The organism is Corynebacterium sp. ZY180755 (assembly GCF_054331495.1).
The window spans coordinates 238,408-263,071 of record NZ_CM135811.1; the positions used below are offsets into that span (position 1 = coordinate 238,408).

The 24,664-nt window shown below is 57.6% G+C and carries 22 protein-coding genes; 16 read left to right on the forward strand and 6 right to left on the reverse strand.

Annotated elements, in window-relative coordinates; translation table 11 throughout:
* Positions 1-41: 41 nt before the first annotated feature.
* The 4 genes from nth to ACXM2N_RS01135 all read left to right on the forward strand — a co-directional run bounded on the left by nth (position 42) and on the right by ACXM2N_RS01135 (position 3,499).
* Positions 42-818 carry an endonuclease III gene (gene nth / locus ACXM2N_RS01120; RefSeq protein WP_458490929.1) on the forward strand — a complete coding sequence of 259 codons (777 nt, stop codon included), beginning with the start codon at positions 42-44 and terminating at the stop codon, positions 816-818.
* Complete coding sequence (locus tag ACXM2N_RS01125; RefSeq protein WP_458489213.1) at positions 815-1,390, forward strand: TlpA family protein disulfide reductase; 576 nt, start codon at positions 815-817, stop codon at positions 1,388-1,390. The genes nth and ACXM2N_RS01125 overlap by 4 nt, the downstream gene beginning before the upstream one ends.
* A 20-nt stretch (positions 1,391-1,410) precedes the next feature.
* Positions 1,411-2,184 (forward strand): NUDIX hydrolase, encoded by a 774-nt coding sequence (locus ACXM2N_RS01130; RefSeq protein WP_458489215.1) that lies wholly within the window; start codon positions 1,411-1,413, stop codon positions 2,182-2,184.
* Positions 2,185-2,305: 121 nt separating this feature from the next.
* The gene (locus ACXM2N_RS01135; protein ID WP_458490931.1) at positions 2,306-3,499 is read left to right on the forward strand and encodes a MarP family serine protease; all 1,194 of its coding nucleotides are present in this window, start codon (positions 2,306-2,308) and stop codon (positions 3,497-3,499) included.
* Between the two features lie 47 nt (positions 3,500-3,546).
* Here the strand turns inward: ACXM2N_RS01135 and ACXM2N_RS01140 are convergent, their stop codons facing one another.
* Together ACXM2N_RS01140 and ACXM2N_RS01145 are read right to left on the reverse strand one after the other, a co-directional pair.
* Positions 3,547-4,464 (reverse strand): alpha/beta fold hydrolase, encoded by a 918-nt coding sequence (locus ACXM2N_RS01140; protein WP_458490933.1) that lies wholly within the window; start codon positions 4,462-4,464, stop codon positions 3,547-3,549.
* A gap of 70 nt (positions 4,465-4,534) precedes the next feature.
* On the reverse strand, positions 4,535-5,041 hold the full coding sequence (locus ACXM2N_RS01145; RefSeq protein WP_458489217.1) for a phage holin family protein: 507 nt from the start codon (positions 5,039-5,041) through the stop codon (positions 4,535-4,537).
* Between the two features lie 319 nt (positions 5,042-5,360).
* On the opposite strand from ACXM2N_RS01145, the gene ACXM2N_RS01150 reads away from it, so the two are divergent.
* On the forward strand, positions 5,361-6,029 hold the full coding sequence (locus tag ACXM2N_RS01150) for a hypothetical protein (RefSeq protein ID WP_458489219.1): 669 nt from the start codon (positions 5,361-5,363) through the stop codon (positions 6,027-6,029).
* On the opposite strand, the gene ACXM2N_RS01155 is transcribed toward ACXM2N_RS01150, so the two are convergent.
* Positions 6,026-6,898: an HAD family hydrolase gene (locus tag ACXM2N_RS01155; protein WP_458490935.1), complete on the reverse strand. Its 873-nt coding sequence runs from the start codon at positions 6,896-6,898 to the stop codon at positions 6,026-6,028. The two genes, ACXM2N_RS01150 and ACXM2N_RS01155, sit on opposite strands and share 4 nt — an antisense overlap.
* Before the next feature lie 315 nt (positions 6,899-7,213).
* Here ACXM2N_RS01155 and ssd point away from each other — a divergent pair, with 315 nt between their 5' ends.
* The 7 genes from ssd to ACXM2N_RS01190 all read left to right on the forward strand — a co-directional run bounded on the left by ssd (position 7,214) and on the right by ACXM2N_RS01190 (position 11,842).
* Positions 7,214-8,428 carry a septum site-determining protein Ssd gene (gene ssd, locus ACXM2N_RS01160; protein ID WP_458489221.1) on the forward strand — a complete coding sequence of 405 codons (1,215 nt, stop codon included), beginning with the start codon at positions 7,214-7,216 and terminating at the stop codon, positions 8,426-8,428.
* Positions 8,425-9,537, forward strand: a complete 1,113-nt coding sequence (locus ACXM2N_RS01165; RefSeq protein ID WP_458489223.1) for a TadA family conjugal transfer-associated ATPase — start codon at positions 8,425-8,427, stop codon at positions 9,535-9,537. The genes ssd and ACXM2N_RS01165 overlap by 4 nt, the downstream gene beginning before the upstream one ends.
* Positions 9,534-10,325, forward strand: coding sequence for a type II secretion system F family protein (locus ACXM2N_RS01170; RefSeq protein ID WP_458489225.1), 792 nt, complete (start codon positions 9,534-9,536; stop codon positions 10,323-10,325). The genes ACXM2N_RS01165 and ACXM2N_RS01170 overlap by 4 nt, the downstream gene beginning before the upstream one ends.
* A 217-nt stretch (positions 10,326-10,542) precedes the next feature.
* Entirely contained in the window at positions 10,543-10,941 is a 399-nt protein-coding gene (locus ACXM2N_RS01175; protein WP_458489227.1) for a type II secretion system F family protein, read from the forward strand.
* Positions 10,942-10,972: 31 nt separating this feature from the next.
* Positions 10,973-11,224 (forward strand): DUF4244 domain-containing protein, encoded by a 252-nt coding sequence (locus tag ACXM2N_RS01180; RefSeq protein WP_458489229.1) that lies wholly within the window; start codon positions 10,973-10,975, stop codon positions 11,222-11,224.
* The gene (locus ACXM2N_RS01185; RefSeq protein ID WP_458489231.1) at positions 11,221-11,523 is read left to right on the forward strand and encodes a hypothetical protein; all 303 of its coding nucleotides are present in this window, start codon (positions 11,221-11,223) and stop codon (positions 11,521-11,523) included. The genes ACXM2N_RS01180 and ACXM2N_RS01185 overlap by 4 nt, the downstream gene beginning before the upstream one ends.
* Entirely contained in the window at positions 11,516-11,842 is a 327-nt protein-coding gene (locus ACXM2N_RS01190; RefSeq protein WP_458489233.1) for an Rv3654c family TadE-like protein, read from the forward strand. Before ACXM2N_RS01185 ends, ACXM2N_RS01190 begins: the two co-directional genes overlap by 8 nt.
* Here ACXM2N_RS01190 and ACXM2N_RS01195 read toward each other — a convergent pair.
* On the reverse strand, positions 11,839-14,196 hold the full coding sequence (locus ACXM2N_RS01195; RefSeq protein ID WP_458489235.1) for a DEAD/DEAH box helicase: 2,358 nt from the start codon (positions 14,194-14,196) through the stop codon (positions 11,839-11,841). The genes ACXM2N_RS01190 and ACXM2N_RS01195 overlap by 4 nt on opposite strands.
* Before the next feature lie 411 nt (positions 14,197-14,607).
* Here ACXM2N_RS01195 and ACXM2N_RS01200 point away from each other — a divergent pair, with 411 nt between their 5' ends.
* The 3 genes from ACXM2N_RS01200 (at position 14,608) to ACXM2N_RS01210 (ending at position 19,073) form a co-directional block, all read left to right on the forward strand.
* Entirely contained in the window at positions 14,608-14,811 is a 204-nt protein-coding gene (locus ACXM2N_RS01200; RefSeq protein ID WP_458489237.1) for a cold-shock protein, read from the forward strand.
* 496 nt (positions 14,812-15,307) lie between these two features.
* Positions 15,308-18,247, forward strand: a complete 2,940-nt coding sequence (topA, locus tag ACXM2N_RS01205) for a type I DNA topoisomerase (protein ID WP_458489239.1) — start codon at positions 15,308-15,310, stop codon at positions 18,245-18,247.
* 106 nt (positions 18,248-18,353) lie between these two features.
* Positions 18,354-19,073, forward strand: coding sequence for a hypothetical protein (locus tag ACXM2N_RS01210; protein ID WP_458489240.1), 720 nt, complete (start codon positions 18,354-18,356; stop codon positions 19,071-19,073).
* An 81-nt stretch (positions 19,074-19,154) separates the two neighbouring features.
* Here ACXM2N_RS01210 and ACXM2N_RS01215 read toward each other — a convergent pair whose 3' ends face one another.
* Positions 19,155-20,465, reverse strand: a complete 1,311-nt coding sequence (locus ACXM2N_RS01215; RefSeq protein ID WP_458489241.1) for a DUF418 domain-containing protein — start codon at positions 20,463-20,465, stop codon at positions 19,155-19,157.
* Between the two features lie 388 nt (positions 20,466-20,853).
* On the opposite strand from ACXM2N_RS01215, the gene ACXM2N_RS01220 reads away from it, so the two are divergent.
* Entirely contained in the window at positions 20,854-22,380 is a 1,527-nt protein-coding gene (locus tag ACXM2N_RS01220; RefSeq protein WP_458489243.1) for an alkaline phosphatase, read from the forward strand.
* Positions 22,381-22,483: 103 nt separating this feature from the next.
* Here the strand turns inward: ACXM2N_RS01220 and ACXM2N_RS01225 are convergent, their stop codons facing one another.
* Entirely contained in the window at positions 22,484-24,475 is a 1,992-nt protein-coding gene (locus ACXM2N_RS01225) for an OPT family oligopeptide transporter (protein ID WP_458489245.1), read from the reverse strand.
* Between the last annotated feature and the right edge of the window lie 189 nt (positions 24,476-24,664).

Consider the following 24,664-nt stretch of genomic DNA (forward strand, 5'->3'; position numbering starts at 1 on the left):
ACGGAATCCCGTTGCCAGCTCCCACCCCGCCCGCTACCCGCGTGAAGCAGACCAAGGCGCAGGCCCGTACTGGCGAGACACCATTGGGAAAAACCCGGCGCGCACGCAAAATCAACCGCTGGCTGACGGTTGGCTACCCAGATGCCCACTGCGAATTGGACTTTAAAAATCCGCTTGAGCTCACGGTGGCCACCGTTTTGTCAGCGCAGTGCACGGATGTACGCGTTAACCAAGTAACGCCAGCACTTTTTGCCCGGTATCGCACCGCTATGGATTACGCCACCGCAGATGAGGCCGAATTACAGGAATACATTCGCCCCACTGGCTTCTACAAAGCTAAGGCTCGAAACCTGATCGGGATGGGGCAGCGCCTGGTCGCTGAGTTCGGCGGCGAGGTCCCACGGGCACTGGATGATCTGGTGTCCCTGCCGGGCGTCGGCAGGAAAACAGCCCATGTGGTGCGCGGCAACGCCTTTGGCGTGCCGGGGCTGACGGTAGATACCCATTTCGGGCGCCTAGTGCGCCGGCTTGGGCTCACTCAGCTGACCGATGAGGTGAAAGTAGAGTTTGCTCTGGCTGAGATGATTGAGAGGAAGGAATGGACCATGTTCTCTCACCGAATCATCTTCCACGGGCGCAGGGTCTGCCATTCCAGAAAGCCAGCCTGTGGCGCGTGTTTTCTTGCGCCGCTATGTCCAAGCTACGGCGAGGGGCCAACGGACACCTTGGAAGCAGCAAAGCTTATCAAGGGCCCCACTGATTCCCACGTGGATCGTCTACTGAACCTGGCCGGAATTGCAACGGAAGCTACATCATGAACAACAAAACTCTGATCATCTCCATCGTGGTATTCCTGGCCGGCCTGGCGGTTCTTGTTCCCCAACTGCCCATGTTCAAAAATGCGGACGAGCCCGCGGAATCTTCGGTCACATCTGAGGTCACGAATCAGGAGCTGAGCGAGGTCCCTCAGCGCCCCGATTGCCCAGAAGTTGCTCTTCCCACCGAGCTACCCTGCTTGGGAGGACAGATCCACGGTGAGCCCCAGGGTGACTACACCATCGTCAGCCTGTGGGCGTGGTGGTGTGAACCGTGCCGCAAGGAACTACCGCTGTTTGATGAACTGGCCCAAAAGCATCCTGAATACACCGTCGTAGGCGTTCACGCGGACAAACTGGGCGCCAACGGCGCGGGAATGCTTGGGGAATTGGGAGTTGATATGCCAAGCTTCCAGGATTCCTCCAACAGTTTTGCCGGCACGCTGGGCCTTCCCGGCGTTGTCCCCATTACCGTGGTGCTCGATGCCCAAGGTCAGATGGTGGGCTTTCTCCCTCGGCCGTTCGAGGAATACGGCGAACTAGAATCCGAAATCGAAAATCTCATTGCAAGCTAGAAAAGGGGGAATGAGGCGACATGAAAAACCCACCACAGTCACCCATCAGGCCAGATTTTCCCGATTCGCCGGGCGAGAACATTGAGCTACAGCCAGAAAAAGCCCCTGCGTGGCTTCGCCCACTGGTGGACAGCATGCGCTCAGGGCACATTGGCGAGCAGATACAAGCCGAACTCAAAGCAACCGGAAGCATTGACCGCCAACGCCAAGCGGCAGTGCTCATGCTGCTCTCCGGTAGCGCAGATGCACACGAGCTACCGGAGGATGCAGAAATCCTGCTTATTCACAGATCGCCAACCCTTCGGAGCCACTCCGGGCAGATGGCCTTTCCCGGCGGGCGAGTAGACCCAGAGGATGAAACAGTAGTGGACTGTGCCATGCGCGAGGCATGGGAAGAAACGGGATTGGACCGCCACAGCGTGACGCCGCTGGCTGAGCTGCCGGAGGTGCACATCCACGCCACCGGCTACCCAGTGCACCCCATCCTGGCCTACTGGCATGACAAGAAAGACGTGGCAGCAATTGATCCGGCGGAAACGGACGAGGTCTTGTCCGTTCCTATCCGGAAGCTGCTCGACCCGAAGGTCCGCTTCCGTGTCAGCATGGGCAACAGGTGGCACGGCCCCGCGTTCGATCTTGACGGCTACGTAGTCTGGGGCTTTACTGGGGCGTTGCTGAACGCTCTGTTCCAGCATGCAGGGTGGGAAATACCCTGGGATACAACCAAGGTGGTGCCACTGGAGGAAGCAATTGGCAACTCCAGAAACGGCCAGCACAATGGAGCGTGGGACTGAAGTTAATATCGGTTTGCGCACAATTGTCCGAAAAATACAATCTAGGACGTCATTGTCTTAGGCAAGCGTGTAACTTCTTGTAAGTAATGACCAACACAACGGAAGTGGGAATACCTTGGAGCTGACTCCTGGCGTGATCACTGATGGCCTCATCATCGTTGCCGTCATTGCTGCGCTCATCGCCGGATGGCGGCAAGGCGCATTCTCATCCATCCTGTCCACCGTTGGTGTGGTTGCTGGCCTCATCTGCGGCGCGGCGCTGGCGCCAACGGTGATGGGCATGACAGATGCCGTGGCACTGCGATTACTTCTAGGTCTTGGCGTAGTCATCCTGTTGGTCGGAATTGGCAACATCGTGGGAGGAATCCTCGGTGGTGCAATGCGCGACCAAATCAGGTGGAAAACCACCATGCGACTCGACAGCGCCGTGGGATCGGTATTCCAAGCACTCGCCACCCTGATCGTGGTCTGGTTGGTTGCCATCCCGCTGGCATCCGGATTGCCAGGGCCAATAGCGGACGGGGTAAGAAACTCTAAGGTTCTGGGGTTTGTGGATGACAACACCCCTCCGGTGCTGTCCACTCTTCCTTCCAAAATCTCCGCCATGCTCAATGAGTCTGGCTTGCCGCCACTAGTCTCGCCATTTACTCAAGCAGACTCCGCATCTGTTGCGGCTCCAGCCATCAAGGTGGAAAACACGGAACTCGTTGAACAGCTGCGGCCGTCTGTCATCCACGTGATGGGCGAATCACAACGCTGCGCACGCCGGCTCATGGGATCGGGATTCGTGATTGACAGCAACCACGTCATCACCAACGCCCACGTGGTGGCTGGCACCTCAACGGTAAGGCTAGACACCGTGGCTGGTGTCTACGATTCCGAGGTTGTCTACTACAACCCAGACCTCGATATTGCGGTCCTCAAATCAGACGGAATTGATCTCCCAGCGCTCACGTGGGCGCCACAAGCGGCGCAAAGCGGTGCAGACGCCATTGTGATGGGCTTCCCTGAATCAGGCCCATTCGAAGCCGCCCCTGCACGCATCGCTGATCGCATCGCCATCTCAGGCCCAGACATCTACGCCACTGGCCGAGTAGAACGCGAATCCTACACAGTCCGCGGCACCATCCGCCAAGGCAACTCCGGAGGCCCGATCGTAGACAACAACGGCAACGTCCTTGGCGTTGTATTCGGCTCCAGCGTGGACACCTCTGACATCGGCTACGCCCTCACCGCGCAGGAAGTACAAACTGCACTTGGAAATATTGCCGCGCTCAACACACCAGTAAGCACTCAGGAGTGCGTAATCAACTAGGGTGCGCACTTTACGGAGGCTCGTGGTTAATGTGCACCTGTGCTTAGCTAGCCACGAGCGAAGTGCGCAACAGCGGTAGCAAAGGCCTCTGGGTTCTCTAGGTGGGGGCGCAGGCGCGTGCCCTTGAGGGTGATCGAGTGAATCGGGTGAATACAGCGCTTGGACGCAGGCCCCAGAAGAGATGCCTGCTGGCGAGAACCATCCAGCAGCATCATCACACGACTAGCCACCGGGATGGACGCCCATTTGGACGGCGGTAAGGCCATCCCTAATCGGGTAGTACGCACAACAGCGGGGAAGGTGGATTCAATGCGCATTGCCTGCTCGCGCAACTCTAAGTCCGCCACAAAAGCCGCAGACTCCTGATAAGGCAAACTCGTGGCATTGCGGAGATCGCGCGCTAAGAAGGAGTGGCGGTTACGCCACATCGATTTCAACAAAAAGCTAGGGGTGCGCACCGCCGCATGGGTGGCAATGTAGTTGGAGAACATCCACGGCTTTAAGGTCACAGCCTTGCGCATATCCAAGGGGTGAATAGACCCCACGGTGATGATGGACTCCACGTGGTTGGGGTGGGAAGTGGCAAGGGTCCACGCTATCGTGGCGCCGATACCGGCGCCCACCACATGTGCTTTTTGGTGACCGAGGGTGCGGATAGCGCCCGCGACATCGCCCGTGGAATGACGCAGATCGTATCCCTGCGGTGGCTTATCCGACATGCCGTAGCCGCGTAGATCCAATGCCGCTACGTGGAAGCCTTGTTCAGCAAGTGGGGCAAGGACGCGGCGGTAATCTACCCAGCAGCCAAAAGAGTCATGCAGCAAAACTATGAGAGGATCCTGAGGATCACCGGCGGTAACAGCATGCAAGCGCACGCCGCGCGTGTGGAGCATCTGGTGGTGGAAACCATCTAAGTTGACCACCTTAGGTGAAACGCTTCGCACGTTAGCTCTCTCCTTCTCCAACAAGCAATAAGAAAACCACGTCCTAACCAGCATAGGTGGTTAAGACGTGGAACAGGTATCAGGCTACTTCTTAAGAGTAGAGACCGTGATTCTTGGAGTTTTCCAGCTGCTTCTCAGCCTTGCCAGGAACCAAGTTCTTGAGCTCGTTAACGGAGCGGATGGTCTCCTTTGGCTTTCCAATCTTCTTGACCTTGGAGAAACCGATCAGGCCCAAGACCGCCGCCAGAACCAGCATGATCAGGAATACGATCAGGAAGGCAGCCCAACGGTCAAGCCACAGGTCCGCCAGCAGTTCTGCGAGGAAGAAGAAAAAGAAGAAGGAGCTGTAGAGTGCAACAACACCAGCTACACCAAACAGGCCGCCGCCAATAGCGCCCTTCTTGGCCTCACCAGCGAGCTCGGTCTTAGCCAGTTCGATCTCAGAACGAACCAAGGAAGACATCTGGGAGGTTGCATCACTAACCAGTGCGCCGATGGAGTTGCGGGTGCCGCTGTCTACATCGCTCAGTGGAATTGAGTTGACCTCAGCGTCAAACTGGGAAGGGCCAGTAGTAAACATGCCATCGTTGTTGCTCACGGGTTTAATTCCTCCAAGAAGATTTTTTAGCTAATACAGCAGTGTCAATAACAACTATCGTGCCACGAAATTCGGCTCAACGTCCATTTCGCAGAGTTATTGTTGCGAAACTGTAGTCTTAAAAAATGCCTAATAAATTCTGGTCAAAGCTAAAAATACCAGTTCAGGGTAGATTTCCAGGTGAATAGAAGAAGAATTACTGCGGAAACAAAAAGGAGAACAAAAAAGCTCTCCCCAGCCTCATATCCTGCATGAGCGGTTACAATTGGTCGCGTTTTACTTGGCAAGTACGTCTGCTGAAGGAGGGGACACTCACACTGTGAAAACGGATCCGTTAGCGCACCTTTTAACCCGTACTGACGTGGCGGAAGCGCTGGGCAAGGCGCGCGAAGCAATCAACGCCGTGCATCGGCGTCCCGTGAACCTGCGCAAAGTGGAGATCACTAGCTCTGAGGCCACACTGAGGGGAGCGAAGGTGGCGGCAGACTTGGCGCCACAGCTCAGCGAACAACAGGTCATTAGTGCCTTCAGTGTGTTAGCGCCTGGCACAGTGGAGGAGTCTGCCCGAATCTTTCTCCGCTCCCCATTGCAAATCTTCGCCCGCCTGGACGTAGCGCTAGGTGGTACAGGGCAGCCGGTCAAGGCCCCGGAAGAGCTGGAACTTTTGGGGCGGGTGATTTCTGCTGCCAAAGATAACCCGTTACTAGCTGCGGTGGTGCAGGGCGAAGTGGCGAGTAAAGAATTCTTTGGTATCCGTAGCGCCACTATTGCTGCGGTGGCTGCTAGGCTCGCGGCGGTGGCCAGTGGTCTTGACCCGAGGGGGCTGTGTGTCCCTGAGACCTATGTCCGGCGCCATAGGAAGGAGTTTGATCAAGCGATAGAAGAATTCCGCAGCCCAGACGGGGTGGAAAACTACATTGTGCTCCACCTTGCCGCGTGGGAGGCCGGCGCCGCAGAAGCTGAATCTATTGCTCGGGCTGCAAGCTAGCCCGCTTTAGGGTCGCCCTTCTTCTTTGCTAGCCACATCCCGCCCGCGGTCACCGCTGCAACGGCAGCAACTACGCCGGTTGAGATGCCAATTTCCTTACCCGTGGGCATCTGGAAGAGCGGAACGGGGTTTTTAAATATGCGACATTCCCAGCCACGCTCGGTAGCAATCCTGCGAAGAGCTCGGTCTGGGTTAATTACCACTGGGTGGGCCACCGCCTCGAGCATGGGGATGTCCGTGGCGGAATCCGAATAAGCGTAGCTGCGGTCCAGGTTGTACCCACGCTGTTGGGCTAAATCCTCAATCGCCTGAGCCTTGGCCGCACCCTTGCAGTAGAAGGTGACCTCGCCTGTGTACTTTCCATCCTGGCTGGCTAGTTCGGTAGCAACCACCGTGGAGATTCCTAGTTCGCGGGCGATTGGCTCCACGAGCTCGCGGGCGGATGCGGAAATGATCACCACATCGTGGCCTTTGAGCTGGTGATCCTTAATTAAATCGCGTGCCTCGGCGTAGATGGTGGGAGCCACCACCACTTCCATGGTTTGCTGTGCGATCTCTTTGACTTGCTCCACTTCCCAGCCGGTGACCATGGCAGCTAGCTGGTCACGTGTGGAGTCCATTTGTTCGCTGCTGTGCCCAGAGAACATGTAGGTGGCCTTGGCCATAGACATCTGCAGTGCTTCCACTGGCGTAATGAGTCCCGAGTTGAGGAACTCTTTGCCGTATGCAAACGCGGAGGACGTGGCAATGATGGTCTTATCAAGATCAAAAAAGGCAACGGCACGATTGCGCGCCAGCACGATGTCAGTGCTGGGTGATTCCTGTCCGGCAGAGCCCTCGTCCGCCAAGGTGTGCTCGTTTCTTACCATCACCTCTCACAGCTTAGTCTTTTTTGCCACTTTCGCGACGCGAGTGCCGGGCGTGCGCTGGATCCTTGCAGGTAGGAAAACTTATGTGTCATAATTGCATTCGCATGGCCCCGATATACAGTGCGGCCTGCCTCGGCCCGCCCCCCCCTGTGGCCGAGTTTGGCGGTTCGCGTTTTACCCCCCCCTAGCGCGAACCGCCCTTTTTTGGCAGTTATCCACAGCCAAGTTGTTGAATTGTCAACAAAAAGTGGGTTATCCACAGGTTGATTGGCCTGTGCCAGCGAGGTAGCGGGCTCGTGGGTTTTAGTGGGGGACATGAGCACAGTACTGAACACCACACACAATTCACAGCCCTTTACCGCCAACGTGCCTGAGTTTCCTGATTACTGGAATGAGGCTCCCCAAGCACCCACCACGCCAGCGCCCCCAATGCGCCCGCCGCGCCAGGCTCCAGTGGTGACACCGCCTGCTGAGGTTGCGCGCACTGGGAAGGCCACGCCAGTATTGATGGCCATTTCTGATCCTGTATTGGCACCTGAAGTGGCCACGGTCATTGCCGCCACTGGGCGGGGAGTTATTGACACCGTGGATCCGCGTGACATTGAGCGCCTAGGGTCAAAGGTCTCGGTTGTGCTTGCCGACCCAACCACGGCGCCAGCCTTGGCTGGCGTTGCCGCGGGCGTCACCAAGGTCCTGATCTTCCCAGAGCCTGGCCCAGCAGATTTCGAGCTGGCCATGACGGTGCACGCAGACCACGCACTGGTGATCCCGGCACAAGCACCGCAGCTCCTGCAGATCATCGGCCGCACCGACAACCCTGCGCAGCGCAGTGGTGGACGTGGCCTAGTCACATGTGTGATCGGCGCGGTGGGCGGATCTGGTGCCTCCACGCTGGCAGCAGCGTTGACGATTGTGCAGAAGGACAGCACGTTGGTGGACGCGGTGCCGCTGTCCGGAGGGCTCGATCTCCTCATGGGCGTGGAAGACGCCGCGGGGGTGAGATTCAATGATGTGGCCTTGGGTAGCGGAAACATCGCGGCATCCGATCTCAAGAATGCTTTGCCGCACGTCAAGGCTGGCCAAGCTGTACTTACCAGTGCTCGGCTATCAGCAGACACCGTTGCCCCAGAAGAAATCGCCACCGCCGTAGACCTGCTGGCAAGCACAGGTGACGTAGTAATCGACTGCCCCTATTACGGTGAGGAATTCTCCGCGGCGGTAGCAGTGGCTGACCATGTAGTCATAGTGGTGCCCAGTGAAATCCAGGCCGTAGCACGCGCAAAGATTCTGGTAGACCGCTTGAAGCAATCACGGGTGGGGTGCACCATTGTGGTCCGCCACCGCGGATGGTCAGGGCTGAGCATCCAAGAAATTGAAAGCATCACCTCAGCCACCGTCATCGCGGAACTGCCCACCGTGAAGAAGCTAGCCAAGACAATTGAACTGCAAGGTATAGGTCGCGGCCTCCCCAGCGCAGTAGAAAAGTGTGCGAAAGCCATCATCGCCCACGTGAAAGCGGGTGCACTATGAGCAGGAAAGACCCCGATTTTCTCGTGCGAGTGGCGGAAAAAGTCCAACGCAGGCTAGCCGATAATCCGGCGGATTCAGACCACATAGCTTCAGTCGTTCGCGAGGAAGCGAACGTGGTCCTCTCAGATGTGGAGGTTCTACATATCTTGAGAAAACTGCGCCACGATAGTTACGGCATAGGTGAGCTGGAAGAATTGCTCAGCATTAACAACGTGACCGACATTGTGGTCAATGGCCCAGACAGCGTCTGGTTTGATCGTGGCAATGGTCTCGAGCGCGCCGGGATTCGATTCGACAGCGATGACAGCGTGCGCAGGTTGGCCACCCGGTTGCTGGCCGCTACCGGCCGCAGAATCGATGATGCCCAATGTTTTGCGGACGGGCGATTCACAAGACCCGATGGCACAGTCCTAAGAGTCCATGCCCTCTTGAGTCCGCCCTCCAATTCTGGAACGTGCCTATCGCTTCGTGTGCTGCGCCAATCCACTGAGAACCTTGAGCAGCTGCGTGACAACGGAACCTTTGATGATGACGTCTTAGAGATGCTGCGCAACATCGTGGCAGCAAACCGCTCCTTCCTCGTGGTGGGCGGGACTGGATCCGGAAAAACTACCCTGCTGGCTGCCATGCTCGCCAACGTTGAGGATCACCGTCGCCTCATCTGCATTGAGGACACGCAGGAGCTCAACCCGAACCATCCTCACTTGGTCAGCCTGACTACCCGAACCAGCAATGCGGAGGGAATAGGTGAGGTGACCATGAGCGATCTGCTGAAGCAATCCCTGCGCATGCGCCCAGACCGCATCGTGCTGGGCGAGATCCGTGGTGGTGAAGTGGTGGACCTCTTAGCAGCACTCAACACAGGTCATGACGGATGTGCGGGAACTATTCACGCTAATGACATTTATGAGGTGCCGGCGCGCCTTGAGGCGCTGGCTGCGCGTGGCGGAATGGAGCGCGATGCGCTGCAGGCGCAGCTGGCTGCGGCGCGCCCGCTGGTGTTGGCCATGCGTCGTGACGCTGACGGGCGCAAGTTGGTACGGATCGGTGAGCTGGCAGGCAACCCAGTGGAGGTTCATGTTTTCTGGGAACTAAAGGAGAAGCCATGACGGTGTTGAGCGCGCTCATGGTAGCTGTAGCACTGGAGCTGTGGGGAGCGAGTCCACGCGGCAGGTTGGGTAACGGAGATCGCCCGGTGGTGCATCCGGCCGTGCGTCGGGGCGCAACAATTGCGCTTGCCGTGTTGGGTGTCATTGCGGTGCTGGTATTGGCACGGGATTATCTGGCCACCGTCATTGCCGGTCTGCTCGTGGCGGTTGTGGCGTGGAGGGTTGTCTCACAGCAGTTGCGCACACGTGCGGAGGGAAGGACGCAGCTCCAGGTGGCCCGGTTTCTTGGGCTAGTCACGGCGGACTTGCGCTCAGGGGCGGAAATCGGCGCCGCTGTATCTCAGGCTGCGGAGGAAATATCCGATGTGGAGTTGGCAACGGCGCTCACCATTGCAGGTCGCACCACGCGTGCTGGGCGAAGCGGCGCCCAGGCACTAGAGCGGCACGCGCGAGGAATTCCACAGCTGAAGCCGCTGGTGGCTGTGTGGACGGTCGCGGAGAAGTACGGCATCTCCCTTACTGAGCTGTTGGGTAACGCGCAACAGCGCATTGACGCTACCGCCCGCCACGGTTCAGCAACTGCGGCATCGCTACAGGGCGCGCAGGCGACGGCGGGGATTCTCTCACTGCTGCCGTTGCTGGGCATAGCAATGGGCTACGCCCTAGGCGTGGACACCCTGGGATTCCTCTTTGGCGGTGGCATCGGCGGTGTGATCCTCGTGGTTGGCGTGGGGTTGCTGTGCGCAGGTGTTGCGTTGAGCCACAAGATCATCATGGCTGCGATGTAGGAGGTAAAAGGTCGTGGTAATAGCTGATTATCTTCCGCTCATGCTAGCCCTAGCCGCCGCGCTGTTTGTGTGGCCCCAATCAATGAGGTCGGCGTTAGTTGCCGGGGACCAGTCTCCAGTGGTGCGCCCGCGTGATGGACCACCGGAGCCTTCGTTGTGGGCGAAAGCGTTGCGTGGCAGCAGAGATTCTGCCGAATTACTAGACAGGGCTAGCGAATTGAGACTGCTGAGCGCGTGTCTGACTGCTGGCTTAAGCCCCGCTACCGCTGCGGAAGCGGTAGCGAGCACCACCGAGGTCATGGCGTGGTCACGATTGGCCACCATGCTTGCCGTGGGCGTCCCGTCACAGGCTGCCTGGGCAGAGTTGGCCTTAGTTCCTGGACTGGAAGAAATAGCGGTGGTGGCACGCAACGCATCACGTTCAGGTGCGGCAATGAGCGCCGGTTGTGCGCGCATTGCGCAGCAGCTGGAACAACAGGCACAGGATGCCGCAGTAGCACGAGCAGAAAAGGCTGGCGTCATGATCGCCGCGCCGCTATCGCTGTGCTTCCTCCCGGCATTCATAGTGCTAGGCCTTGTGCCGTTGATTTTCAACCTTGGACTCACTGTCCTTTAACCCTTAAAAGAAGGAGAACATCATGACCGTAATGACTAAGCAAGAACCAGAAATCATCGCGGAAGCCACCACGATGGAGGAGGCCGAGTACGGGTGTGGGTGCGCAGGCGCCTCTGTGGCCCGCTTGGCCGAGGACGAGCGCGGAATGACTACCTTGGAATATGCGTTGACAGCGCTGACCGCCGTTGCCATCGCCACGGCGCTGTACATGGTGGTGTCCAGCGGCGTGGTGCAAGACGCATTCGAGTCAATCATCACCGATGCACTCAATACCCGCCCATGATGATCATTGATGATGACCGTGGTGTGACATCACTGGAAACTGCCTGGGGCATAGGCATTCTTGCCCTCGTGGCCTCCATGGTGCTGGGAGGCATGAGCGTACTCGGTGCGTATGTGTCCGCCATTGATCAGGCAGGCGCAGCTGCGCGCTCCCGTGCCATTGGAGTGCCCTACGCAGCAGAGGGGGCCACTGTGAGCTATTCCGAAAGCGCAGGGTTGACCACTGCCACGGTGTCGGTGCCCAGTGTTGTTGGTGAGATCAGTGCCACGGCCATCTTTCCAACGGAGCATCATGGGTAAGCCTTTATGCGCGGATGACCGTGGATCCACCACTATTGTCACCGCCGTCATTACCTGCTTTCTTGCTACGGCGGTGATGGTGGCGGTGGCTATCATTGGCAACACCATTGCCAGCCATCAGGCGCGCAACGCTAGTGACCTAGCCGCCATTGCTGGAGCACACGCGGTATTCCGCGGGGACAACGCATGTGACAAGGCCGGCGATGTGGCCAGGGCTAACGGTGGGGTCATGACGCGGTGCCACGTCGAGGGGGCGGATGTCACCGTTACCGTTGACGTGGGACCGTCGTCCGCCGTGTCCAAAGCTGGGCCAGTTTAGGAACCCATCTCAGCCGTCATCGCCACCAGAGCCTTGAGCAGCGTGATGGCTCCGGCCTTATCCAAAGGGTTGTTTCCATTGCCGCACTTAGGCGACTGAACGCAAGACGGGCAGCCGGCTTCACACGCGCAGGACTCAACGGCATCCAACGTGGATTCAATCCACTGCGGGAACCGATCAAATCCTTCGTCCGCAAAGCCCGCACCACCTGGGTGGCCGTCATAAACAAACACCGTAGGCAGCAACGTATCCGGATGACGCTGGGTGGACACCCCACCAATGTCCCAACGATCGCACGTGGCCAAAAGTGGCAGCATGCCAATCGCTGCGTGCTCCGCGGCGTGCAGGGTGCCCGGAATGTCTTCAATCCCTAGCTCATCAAGAACCAATGGATCCACCGTGTACGCAACCGCGCGGGTACGCAGCTGGCTAGGAGGCATATCCAGAGGGACCTGCTCCACAATTGTGCCATCAGGCGCGCGGCGAATGTAGCCAATCACCTGGGTAATTACTTCTACCTCAACGTTAGAGACCCACAACCCTGGTGCCGGGTTCACTACCTTGTCAGGTTCTTTTACTATCCGAATCTGGGTATCCGAACGGGACTGCGTGCTGAAATCCGGCATCTCGGGTCGCGCAAGAGCAACGTGCTGTGCAAAGTCCAGTTCCGCGATGACAAAACTCTCTCCCTGATGCAGGTATACCGCGCCGGGGTGGACATCGCTGACGGCGCGGGCGGAGTCGATGGTGCCCAGCAAGCGCCCGTCCGTGATATCTACTATCGCGAACTGTTCGCCGGTGCCACGCAGGCTCACCAGCTCATGCGGTGAGGGCTGCCCCGGTGCGAGCGCCGCAAACCACCCTTTAGGGCGTTTGCGCACATGGCCCATTCGAGCCAACTCCTCCATCACCGCTTCTGCCTGGAATGCGGCGACCTCCTCATCGCTCAGGGGTGCCTCGAGTGCAGCGCAGTACATGTGGCCGAGCAAAATATGGGGGTTGGCTGGGTTAAAGACCGTGCGCTCGATGGGCTTGCCCAACAACGCCTCAGGGTGATGCACTAAAAAAGTGTCCATGGGGTCATCGCGAGCAACCAGGACCACAAGCGATCCTTGTCCGCGGCGGCCAGCTCGACCACCCTGCTGCCAGAAGCTGGCCACGGTGCCTGGGTAACCGGCCATGATCACGCAGTCAAGGCCGCCTACGTCAATGCCCAGCTCAAGGGCATTGGTAGAGGCAACGCCTACCAGGGTGCCGTCATCGAGTTGCCTTTCCAGCTTGCGCCGATCCTCCGCCAAGTACCCCGCGCGGTAGCTGGCCACGCGCTTGACTAGGTCAAACCGGCCGTCGGAGGCAAGTCTTTCCTGGCACCTCAGCGCGACGGTTTCTGCTTGCCGACGCGAGCGTACGAACGTGAGGGTGCGGGCGCCTTCCTTGATCAGGGTTGCCATCATCGCCGTGGCATCAGTGGTGGCCGCGCGCCTGACCGGCGCGCCGTTTTCGCCCTCAACGTCCTCGTAAAAACCTGGCTCCCACAGCATGATGGTTCGCGCGCCTGTGGGCGCGCCGTCTTGGTCGACCGCTACCACGGGGCGGCCAATGAGGTTGGACGCATGCTCGGCAGGGTTATTGCTGGTGGCGGAGGCGAAAATAACCACGGGGTGGGAGCCGTAGCGGGCACATACGCGCAGCAAGCGTCTGAGCGTCAGTGCCACATTTGCCCCAAACACTCCGCGGTAGGAGTGGCACTCATCCACCACGATGAATCGCAGGTGGCGAATAAGGCGTGCCCACCGCTGGTGGTTGGGCAGGATGCCGGTGTGTAGCATGTCTGGGTTGGTGAAGATGAACCGGGACTGGTCACGGATTCCGGCACGGGCGTCAGAAGGGGTATCCCCGTCATAGGGTGAGGGATATGCGCCTTCTAGGGCAGCCACGTTTCGGCAGATATCACTCACCTTGGCCAGCTGATCGCTGCCCAGTGCCTTGGTGGGCGTGATGTACACGGCGCAGGCAGTGTCATCATCAGCGAGGGTGGACAAAATGGGCATGAGGTAGCTCAAGGATTTTCCGGAGCTGGTTCCGGTGGCTACTACAACGTCACGCCCATGAAAAGCAAGATCTGCGCACTGAGCTTGGTGGCTAAATGGCTGAGAAATTCCGGAATCGATGAGAAAATCCCGCAGAAGCGGATGAATCCACTCCGGCCATTGGGCATAAACTGCCTGCTTCGGGGCGATGGTGCGGACATGCGTGGGTTCGGTGCCTTTGAGCGTGGTACGGATGGATGAGAGGAGCTCTTCGCCTAGTTGCTGCCCCGGATCATACCCCGTGATGGGGGTAGAATTGTCCATTCTTAAGCCTCACTTTGGTTTAAAAAACACGAGCACGCTGCAGGTTACGATTATGCCTGAAAAGAAACCCTATGCAGGAGCCGTAATCCGTGACAGACTGTTGTTGGTCGCTAGAGCTGCGCGCTTGTAACCAACTATTTACCAAAATAAGCTGCATATCTGCTTCGGGCAGAATTCTCGCTTCAAGTTTGCTTTGGCTCGTGCCTGAGTAAGTTTGTCTCCTGATGTGCAATTGTTCCGGTGATGACATTGAAGTGCACACGTACAGTAAGCATTTTTACGATCAAGATCTACAGGTTGTAAATGTTTTTTATTCCCTGTGGTGTTTTGAAATGCATTGTGAGGATGAGTTCGACCCCACCGCAATTCGGTAAAAACACCGAGAAGTACACTTAGTTAGGAATTTTTACAATGGCACAGGGAACTGTTAAGTGGTTCAACGCTGAAAAGGGCTTCGGTTTCATCGCTCCAGAGGATGGCAGCGCAGACGTATTCGTTCACTATTCCGAGATCCAGGGCAGCGGCTTCCGCACCCTCGAGGAGAACCAGCGCGTTGAGTTCGAGATTGGTGAAGGCGCTAAGGGCCCACAGGCTCAGAGCGTCACCGCAATCTAAGGCGCACCGCAGTCTTTATGCAATCCCTCCAAGGTTGATCTTGGGGGGATTTTTTCATGCCTTCTCTGCTGCTGGATTCTGCAACTTACCCTTATGGTGGGGTAGGTCAGCACGCCGAGTTGTGGGTGCAGCCCTTACAGTAGAGGAGCGAATTTCTGGCCCGCCTGGCACAGTGGTTGTTTATTATCCGTGACCAGCTTGTTTGGGCACAATTAAATTTCTTCATTGAGGTGAGCTATCCCACCCGCGCGGAGTCTGTCATTGGGCACCCCGTGAAGCTGTTCTGGTGGTCCTAACGTGCAGGGTTAGACAAATGCGCGTAGTGCGCCCTTATTATAAGGAAACAAACTTTTGGGGTATACCTTTGTTTAGCGGTAAGACTGCTGAAGGTCTACTTGATAGTCATTGTCTACGGGTAGAGTGGACCGCCCAAGGATCATGTTCCTGTACATGTCCTTGAATACTTATTTACAGCGAAGTGAGGAATTCTTCTTCCATGGCACAATCTAGTGGCACCAAGCGCCTAGTCATCGTCGAGTCCGCGACGAAGGCAAAGAAGATCGCTCCGTACCTTGGTAGCGATTACATCGTGGAGGCGTCTGTTGGTCACATCCGTGATCTTCCTCGCGGGGCCAGTGATGTTCCGGCCAAGTACAAGAAGGAGCCGTGGGCTCGTCTTGGTGTGAACACTGACAACGGCTTTGAGCCTCTGTACGTGGTTAGCCCTGATAAGAAGAAGAAGGTTGCTGACCTGAAGGCAAAGCTCAAGCAAGTAGATGAGCTCTACCTCGCAACAGACCCTGACCGTGAGGGCGAGGCCATTGCATGGCACTTGCTGGAAACCTTGAAGCCAAAGGTTCCCGTGCGTCGCATGGTGTTCAATGAGATCACCAAGCCGGCAATTCTGGCTGCGGCTGAGAACACCCGTGACCTCGATGAAAACTTGGTGGATGCTCAGGAAACCCGCCGCATCCTCGACCGCCTGTACGGCTATGAGGTTTCACCAGTTCTGTGGAAGAAGGTCATGCCGCGCCTGTCCGCAGGCCGCGTGCAGTCTGTTGCAACTCGTGTGATTGTGGAACGCGAGCGCGAGCGCATGGCGTTCATCTCCGCTGAGTACTGGGACCTGCAGGCAACGTTCGACACCGGCAAGCCAGAACAGAAGGGCAACCCGTCTCAGTTCACTGGTCGCTTGACCGCTCTCGACGGCAAGCGCGTGGCCACTGGCCGTGACTTCAACGATCGTGGCCAGCTCACTGGCGATGCCGTTGTGGTGGACAAGGCCCGCGCCGATCAGCTGGCGGTGGATCTTGAGGGCCAGCCAATGGCAGTGGCCCAGGTGGAAGAAAAACCATACACCCGTAAGCCTTACGCGCCGTTCATGACGTCTACCCTCCAACAGGAGGCTGGGCGCAAGCTGCACTACACCTCTGAGCGCACCATGCGTATCGCGCAGCGCCTGTACGAAAACGGCCACATCACCTACATGCGTACTGACTCCACCTCCCTGTCCAAGCAGGGTCTGGATGCGGCGCGTGAGCAGGCTATGAGCCTGTATGGCAAGGAATACGTAGCGTCTAGCCCGCGAACCTACGATCGCAAGGTCAAGAACTCCCAGGAGGCACACGAGGCGATCCGCCCTGCTGGTGAGAAGTTTGCTACGCCGCAGCAGCTGGCGAACCAGCTGGATGCTGAGGAATTCAAGCTCTACGAGCTGATCTGGCAGCGCACCGTGGCATCGCAGATGTCCGATGCCAAGGGCACCTCCATGAAGGTCACCATCGCCGGCTCCGCCACTGACGGCACGGCCGTAGAGTTTAGCGCTACCGGTCGCACCATCACCTTCCAAGGCTTCTTGCGAGCTTATGTTGAGACGTCGCGACTGTCAGACGGCCGTGACGTTGCGGACAACGCGGAGAAGCACCTCCCACAGCTGTCCCAGGGTGACGCGCTGGGCGTGGAAGAAATCACCGCTGATGGTCACTCCACCAACCCGCCAGCGCGCTACACAGAGGCCTCCTTGGTGAAGAAGATGGAAGACCTAGGCATTGGCCGTCCTTCCACCTACGCATCCATCATCAAGACCATCCAAGACCGTGGCTACGTATACTCCCGCGGCAACGCGTTGGTCCCTAGCTGGGTAGCGTTTGCCGTTGTTGGCCTGATGGAAAAGTCCTTCTCCGCTCTCGTGGACTATGATTTCACCTCCTCCATGGAGGATGAGCTGGATGACATCGCTGCTGGTAACGAGGAAGGCAAGCACTGGCTCACCGGTTTCTACTTTGGTGATGCGGAGGCCTCTGACGCTACTGCTGAATCCATTGCTCGCGCTGGTGGTTTGAAGGCTCTGGTTGGTGACAACCTCGAGCAAATTGATGCCCGTGAGGTCAACTCACTGCGTCTTTTCGATGACTCTGAGGGCCGCCCTATCTTCGTTCGCGTTGGTCGTTATGGCCCATACATCGAGCGTGCGGTAGGAACAGCGCAGGATGGGACAATCGAGTATCAGCGCGCTAACTTGAGTGATACCACCACTCCTGATGAGCTCAACCTTGAGCTGGCTGAGAAGCTGTTCGCCACCCCGCAGTCCGGTCGTGAGCTGGGCGTGAACCCAAAAACTGGCCGCATGATCGTGGCTAAGGAGGGGCGCTTTGGCCCTTACGTCACTGAGATTCTCGGTGATGATGAAAGGGACAAGGCTGCAGCAAAGGCTGAGGAGATTGTTGCAAAGGAACGCGCAGAGGAGGATGCGCAGCGCGCAGCCGAGGGCAAGCGTGCCAAGAACTGGGAAACCAAGACGGCGGCAAAGCAGAAAGAAAAGCGTATCACTGAGATCGTAGAAGAAACGCTTAAGCCAGCTACTGCGTCCTTGTTCTCCTCCATGGAGCCGTCCACCGTCACCCTTGAAGAGGCTCTAAAGCTGATGAGCCTGCCACGCGAGGTGGGCGTGGACCCAACGGATAATGAGGTCATCACTGCGCAGAATGGTCGCTACGGCCCATACCTGAAGAAGGGTAATGACTCCCGCTCGCTGGCGAGCGAGGATCAGATCTTTGAGATCACCCTAGATGAGGCACGCCGCATCTACGCTGAGCCAAAGCGCCGGGGCCGCGCTGCAGCCCAGCCACCGCTGAAGCAGCTAGGTGACAATGACGTATCGGGCAAGCCAATGAGTGTCAAGGACGGCCGCTTTGGCCCATACGTCACCGACGGTGAGACCAACGCCTCCCTACGTCGCGGTGACGACCCAGCAACGCTGACTGACGCACGCGCCAACGAGCTCCTCTCCGAGCGTCGTGCCAAGGAAGCTGCTGAGGGTGGCACTAAGAAAGCCACCAAGAAGAAAGCAACGAAGAAGAAGGCAACCAAAAAGGCGTCGAAGAAGGCCCCAACCCTGACCAAAAAGACGGTCAAGGCTGGAAGCCGCAAGAAGTAGGATTAGCACCGAGCCCCGCAGGTGGCTCGGTGTTTTCCTTTCCTATGGTGGCGTCCTAGGAACTAGGGTGTGTGATAGCCCAGTTGAGTGCCAAAAAAGGAGTTGTATGAACGAGCAGTTGACGGCGGATATTGTCCAACGCACCGCCGAAGGAGCTCAAGCGCTGCGGCGAAGCGTTGAAGTGGCTCGCAGGAATCCTGTTCGTGCCGCATTCCTATCAACAACAGCCATCAATGTCATCGCGGAATTGGCGGGCGCTCACAAGACTGCTCGGGTGGCTAATACGGCGCTGTTGCCACTGCTTGCGGCAAGTTCACCCATAACTGCCACGAGTGCAATGGCGGCGCTTGCGGGTGCGGTGGGGCAGTGGCACAAGGCAGTCCACGCTAAAGAACCCACTCTCGTTGGCGTTGGTGGCACCATCGCCCCGCACGTTAATTACCTGGCTGGCCTTGCTCGCCACGGGGTTACCTCAGTGGATAAGACCCTCATAGGTGTCTACAGCGGTGTGTGGGCGGTAGGAACTGTGCTTGCAGCGTGCACATCCCGTGCGCACACCCCGGCGGTGGCTGCCGGTGGCATTGTTGTTGTTTCGAATGCGGCGCTGGCCCAGAACCCCGTGCTGCGGGAGAACACCACCACCCAAGGTGTAAGCCATGGAGGTAACCTTCTCATGGCAAGTGAAGGCCTGACATTTGTTAAGAACCTGCTGCCTGCTAAAGCGGCGTTGATGAAGAAGGCCGCCAACGCTGCTGAAGCTGGCCTGTTTGCGGTGGGGCATCTGCTCATCAGTGAGGGGCTCTACGGGCAGGGGACAAAAAGTTAAACTTTGCGCCCGTTTTTTCAACTTTGAGGCTGAAAAAGCGCACAGAGTTTAGTTTTTTGTCCCACCACCCGCGCCGCATGATTACCATCCGCTCAGATTTGGGGGATTGGGCGTGCCCTGTGCATCATGAGGCTGCTTGGGGAGAGCGTGTATTACTGCTGGCGCGTTGCTGGTGGGTAGCTCAGGGCGCATAGTGGGGCCGTAAGCAAGGCGACGGTGGACGAACTCACACGGCCCTTGAATGTTTTTCTTCTCTAGGATCCACGCGAGCCCCAAGGTCACTAGCCACACTACGGTGGCAAGGCACGCAACTGTGAAGGCGCCGGTGTAGTGCCCAAGGCCGAGGAAGAAATTAAAGCTGATGATGGCGAACAAAAGTGATTGCATGAGGTAACCAGACATGCTGCGCTTGCCTAGCGCTGCGGGGACAGCGATCCACAGTGCGGGGGTGGAGCCAGCGTTGAGCTTCTTCTGAGCTGAGTTGAGCGCTAGCGCGATTCCTGCCAGGATTCCAGGTCCGGTGAATACGCCAAGAGCGCTGTTGAGCATAATCGCGACAAGGCTCATACGAGTTGAGTCATCGCCCAGCGCACCTGCCGCCATGAACCCACCGGTGGCCAGCGCCATGACAGTGGCAGCTACACACCAAGAAGTCAGCGTCTTCTTGTTTTGGTCCACCTGCGCCAGGATTCCATTCCGTGCCCACACAAAGCCAATCAGCATCAGCGGTAGGTAGCCGCAGATGTAAACCGGAAAATTCAGCAAGCCGATGAAGAAGTACCCGATGTTATCCCACAGGAATCCCCCAACTGAGGAGGACCGGATGGTGGTGACCATGGTCGCTGCGGCCTCGTTGATTGAGTATTCGTCAAGGGTAAGCAATAGCAAAGCCGAGCTGATACCGCCTACTACATTGAGGGCAAGCAGAACCCAAGCGATGATCATGATCGTTTTATCCTTCATGGCGATCATCGTGGCTAACAGCATGGCTGAGATGCCGTAGTAGAACAGGATGTCACCGGGGAAGATAAACAGCGCGTGAATCAGCCCGAAGATGGCGAGAAAACCATATCGGCGCACGATTGTGCGCCGAGCGCTACCAACAGGGAAACCTCTGCGCCACAGGCTGAGGGTGATGAGTCCTACGCCAAATCCCAATAATGTGGAGAACATGGGCAACCCTCGCACGTGGGCGGTGATAGACGTGATGAGGATCGTGAGATTATCCAGCGCCCCGCCGTCAGTTCCGCCATAGAAGAACGCGGGCCCGAAGTCATACGGGGCGAACCACATCACTGAGGCATTCGCCAGAGCAATTCCTAACAGGGCTATGCCGCGGGCGAAGTCAGGGACGATCATTCGCGGTGTGGGGTGGGTGTGGCTTGGGTTCATACTCCGCAATGCTATGTGAAATCTTCTACCAATGAAGGCGTGTAGTGGACTATGAGGTGCGGGCAGTGAGCTCTTCGAGCGGGATGAGTACCGGACATTTTCCACGCCCGCGATGCGTTACCTCCATCTCTCCGAGGTGCTCCCACGTTGTGGTTTGCGCAGGATATCCAGTGTGGGCAGTTGTTCAGAGCGGCTGGTGGCCTAGTGGGTGTGGGTGGATGTGACGGAAGGGATTGGTGGGCTGACACCAATGATGGATAACGCACTGTTCACAATGCTTTAACTCGCAATTGGTAAGCAGTTATTTGGTATTCAATCTTTGCTCGTTAGGTTGTCATCCAGTGCGCAGAAGAACCGCACATACCTACTCGATTTCTGAAGGACTCACATGTCTCGTCGCATTAGCGCATCTGTACTTGCAACCGCACTCATCACCACCACCGTCGCAGTAACTCCAGCCGCCGCAGACACCAATGACGCACCAAAGAACATCATTTACATGGTGGGTGATGGCATGGGCTATGGCCACGTTTCTTACAACAACCTCTTTGAAACCGGTCAGTCCAAGTACACCGTTGATGGCGAGTTCGGTGCCGTAAAGGAGCTAGCTGGTGAGTCTGTTCAGGTCTTTGAGGACTTCAACCGCCTGTCCATGACCACCTTCCCTAAAGGCGGCTCCTACGATCCTGAGGCAGCATGGGGTTCCCACACTTATGTAGACAAAGGTGCTACTGACTCTGCTGCAGCTGGTACCGCAATGGCAACGGGTATGAAGGTAGCTAACGGAACTCTAGGTGTGTCTGCTTACGGGCACGCAATGGAGAACACTTCCGAGCGTGCAATTAGTCGCGACAAGTCGGCCGGTGTGGTTTCTTCAGTGCAGTTCTTCCACGCCACCCCCGCAGCATGGAGCGCGCACAACAAGAACCGCAACAATTACACCGAGATCGCTAACGAGATCATTAACTCTGATCTATCCGTAGTGATGGGTGCTGGCCACCCTGAGTACGATGATTCCAACCGCAAGCTTCAGGCCCCTGATTACTCTGCTCTTGGGCAGAAGGATTTTGAGTCCCTGAAGGACGGCTCCGCGGGCTGGAATTACGTTGAGTCCAAGGAGTCCTTTGAGGCACTCGCAAATGGAGAGGTCAAGGAGGGCGAGAAGTACTTCGGTCTGGCGCCAGTGAGCACCACCTTGCAGCAGGCACGTGAGGGCGCAGCTGAAGCTCCTTACTCTGACCCGCGCAATGATGTCACTGACTTGGCTACCATGACTGAGGGTGCGCTGAACGTGCTGGGCCAGGACGAAGACGGATTCCACATCATGATCGAGGGCGGTGCCATTGACTGGACCGGCCATGCTAATGATTCCGCTCGCCAGATCGAGGAAGTGCAGGATTTCAACGCGGCAGTTGAGTCTGCCGTGGAGTGGGTTGAGGAGAACTCTTCCTGGGACGAGACCCTTTTGATCGTCACGGCCGACCACGAGACCGGGTACCTCTCCGGTGCTGCTGAGCGTGATGAGGACCGCTTCAATGCGATGACGGGTGAGAAGGGCGTGATGGCAGACCGTCACCAGTGGTACTCCGATGACCACACCAACCAGGTGGTCCCATTCTTCTTTAAGGGTGCTGGCTCTGAGGACATCAAGTCCAAGATTGTGGGCACTGACCCAGTTCGTGGTGACTACATTGACAACACCACCGTGGCAAAGCTGACTCTGGATGAGTGGTGGTTCGGCGCTTCCGACGAGCAGGACGACACCACCGTTGGAAATACCGGCTCCGCGAATGGATCGTCTGTTGCGGGATCTTCTGAGAACGGCTTGTGGAAAGACGTCATCGCGGCCGTCTCAACGATCATCGCCGCTGTTGGCGGTGCGGTGAACATTGACGCCCTACGCAACCTGTTCTAGTTAACACCGGCGCCCCCTCCAAGGGGATAGGTAGAGGAAACGGCTGGGGTCCTGCTCTTGATTCTTGAGCAGGACCCCAGCCGTATGTTTTAGCCGCGCGCTTTTAGCTGTTGGTGGATTCCAAAGCGGAGGAAACCTTACGCAGCCATTGGTAGAGGCCAATGATCATGCCAGCGAAAACAATGACGGCGAGGATCTGGGCGACGTTGCCGATGTTGAAGATGCCCAATGGGGACTCAGAGCCGGTGGCTGCAATGATGCCAGCGTTGAGGACGCCAAAGAGGGATTCACCCACAATGAGTCCGGTTGCCAGAAGAATACCCATGCGCTTAGCGGACTCTGGGTTGCTGCGCTTGGCGGCCCACTTGTCGTATGCCAAGCCAAGGAACGCGCCCACAGGAATGATGAGGGTCAGGGAGATTGGCAGGTACATGCCCATGCCCACTGCCAGTGGTGGCAGGGCGAACTTGGTGGTCTTGTGGAGGACTTCGTCCACGATGATGACGCCGATGCCGATCAGCGCGCCGAGGCCGATGAGGGACCAATCCAGGGAATTACCAAAAATGCCGTTAGCCACGGAGGACAGCAGGGCTGCCTGTGGTGCAGCAAGCGCCTCAGGGCCTGCACCTTCCATGCCTACGAAACCGAAGCCGGTGAGCATGAGCTGCAGAACAGGCGGGATGACGATGGATCCGAACAGGACACCAATAACCAGAGCTACCTGCTGCTTCCATGGGGTAGCGCCAACCAGCTGGCCGGTCTTGAGGTCCTGCAGGTTGTCATTGGAGATGGTTGCAATACCAAAGACCACTGCGGAGGTGAACAGGGTGTACGCAACGAGAGCCGGTGCGTTGGAATCGGATTCGTTACCGGTTACCACCTTGATCAAGAGAGCGGAGGCGAGCACAACGATGATGCCCACGCCGGAGATTGGGGAGTTGGATGCGCCAATCAGGCCGGCCATGTAACCACATACAGAGGCCACGATGAGGCCGATGAGCAATACAAAGGCGATGCTCAGTGCGATCAGGGTGCCGGTGTGGTGGGAGATATCGGAGACGTGAACAAACAGGTAGAGCAGTGCGCCAACAGGAAGCATGGATGCCACGATGACACCAGCGACAATGTTGAATGGGATATCGCGCTCAGTAATAGGTACTTCGGTGCCGCCCTGGCGTGCACGGGAGGACACGAGGGAATCCTTGATGCCCTTGATGATTGGGCCGATGATCTTGATGAGTGTCCATACTGCAGCAACCGCCATGGTTCCGGCGCCGATGAAGCGGACCTCGTCGCTGAAGGACACGGAGACAATGTCGGCAAGCTCAGCGCCGCCTGCGGCGACGTCATCAGCGGAGAAGATAGGAAGCAGGACGCCGAAGGAAATGAGCAGACCCACGATCATGGCGATACCCACGCCCACGCCCACCAAGTGGCCCACGCCGATGAGGGCGAGGGAGAGGGAAGCGCCCGCCATGGTGCCGCCGGCACCGAGCTTGAAAACGGTGGAAACTTCAGAGACCACTGCCTTGAGTGCGGTAAGGAGTGCGTATCCGGCGGATGCGAGGCCGCCGGCGAGGATGACGCGCAGACCCTTCTTGTTTTCTTCGTGGTTGGTGCTCTCAGCGTTGTCGTCGCCCACCTTCAAAACCTCTGCAGCGGCAACACCTTCTGGGTACGGGAGATCAGAACCAGTGACCAGTGCGCGGCGCAGCGGGATGGAGTACATGACGCCCAAGATTCCGCCGATGGCGCAGACGGCGGCGGTGGTCCAGTAAGGGAAGCCACTCCACCAACCAATCATCACAAGGCCTGGGAGCACGAAGATGATTGCGGAAAGCGTGCCGGCCGCGGATGCGATTGTCTGGACGATGTTGTTCTCTACAATGTTGTGGCCAGCGAACTTACGCAGGATGGCCATGGAGATAACTGCGGCTGGAATAGACGTAGCGAAGGTCAAGCCAACTTTGAGGCCCAGGTACACATTCGCTGCTGTAAAGACGAGGGTGATGAGTCCACCCAAGATGACGGCGCGCATGGTCAGTTCGCGCATGCCGTGGCCGGAGGTTCTTGGCCTTTCGGTATGAGTTGTCACGGTGGTGACACCGGTTCCTTCCTGTTCAGGTTTCGATACAAAACGGAATTGTATGCAAGACAACACACATGTGTCTATTTGCCTGACCCTGCACGAACAGCTCTGATGTGCGCCACTGAGGTTCAGGGGGTGAGTGCAATTTATGAGCTACGGGCAATAGTTGGGTGCGCTGGGCCATTCAAGTATTAA

Coding starts and splice junctions, on each gene's coding strand:
- ACXM2N_RS01185 (WP_458489231.1), top strand. CDS start 11,221: ATGATGATCATTGATGATGACCGTGGTGTGACATCACTGGAAACTGCC.
- ACXM2N_RS01200 (WP_458489237.1), top strand. CDS start 14,608: ATGGCACAGGGAACTGTTAAGTGGTTCAACGCTGAAAAGGGCTTCGGT.
- ACXM2N_RS01215 (WP_458489241.1), bottom strand. CDS start 20,465: ATGAACCCAAGCCACACCCACCCCACACCGCGAATGATCGTCCCTGAC.
- topA (WP_458489239.1), top strand. CDS start 15,308: ATGGCACAATCTAGTGGCACCAAGCGCCTAGTCATCGTCGAGTCCGCG.
- ACXM2N_RS01165 (WP_458489223.1), top strand. CDS start 8,425: ATGAGCAGGAAAGACCCCGATTTTCTCGTGCGAGTGGCGGAAAAAGTC.
- ACXM2N_RS01220 (WP_458489243.1), top strand. CDS start 20,854: ATGTCTCGTCGCATTAGCGCATCTGTACTTGCAACCGCACTCATCACC.
- ACXM2N_RS01190 (WP_458489233.1), top strand. CDS start 11,516: ATGGGTAAGCCTTTATGCGCGGATGACCGTGGATCCACCACTATTGTC.
- ACXM2N_RS01125 (WP_458489213.1), top strand. CDS start 815: ATGAACAACAAAACTCTGATCATCTCCATCGTGGTATTCCTGGCCGGC.
- ACXM2N_RS01210 (WP_458489240.1), top strand. CDS start 18,354: ATGAACGAGCAGTTGACGGCGGATATTGTCCAACGCACCGCCGAAGGA.
- ACXM2N_RS01195 (WP_458489235.1), bottom strand. CDS start 14,196: ATGGACAATTCTACCCCCATCACGGGGTATGATCCGGGGCAGCAACTA.
- ACXM2N_RS01180 (WP_458489229.1), top strand. CDS start 10,973: ATGACTAAGCAAGAACCAGAAATCATCGCGGAAGCCACCACGATGGAG.
- ACXM2N_RS01155 (WP_458490935.1), bottom strand. CDS start 6,898: ATGGTAAGAAACGAGCACACCTTGGCGGACGAGGGCTCTGCCGGACAG.
- ACXM2N_RS01170 (WP_458489225.1), top strand. CDS start 9,534: ATGACGGTGTTGAGCGCGCTCATGGTAGCTGTAGCACTGGAGCTGTGG.
- ACXM2N_RS01130 (WP_458489215.1), top strand. CDS start 1,411: ATGAAAAACCCACCACAGTCACCCATCAGGCCAGATTTTCCCGATTCG.
- ssd (WP_458489221.1), top strand. CDS start 7,214: ATGAGCACAGTACTGAACACCACACACAATTCACAGCCCTTTACCGCC.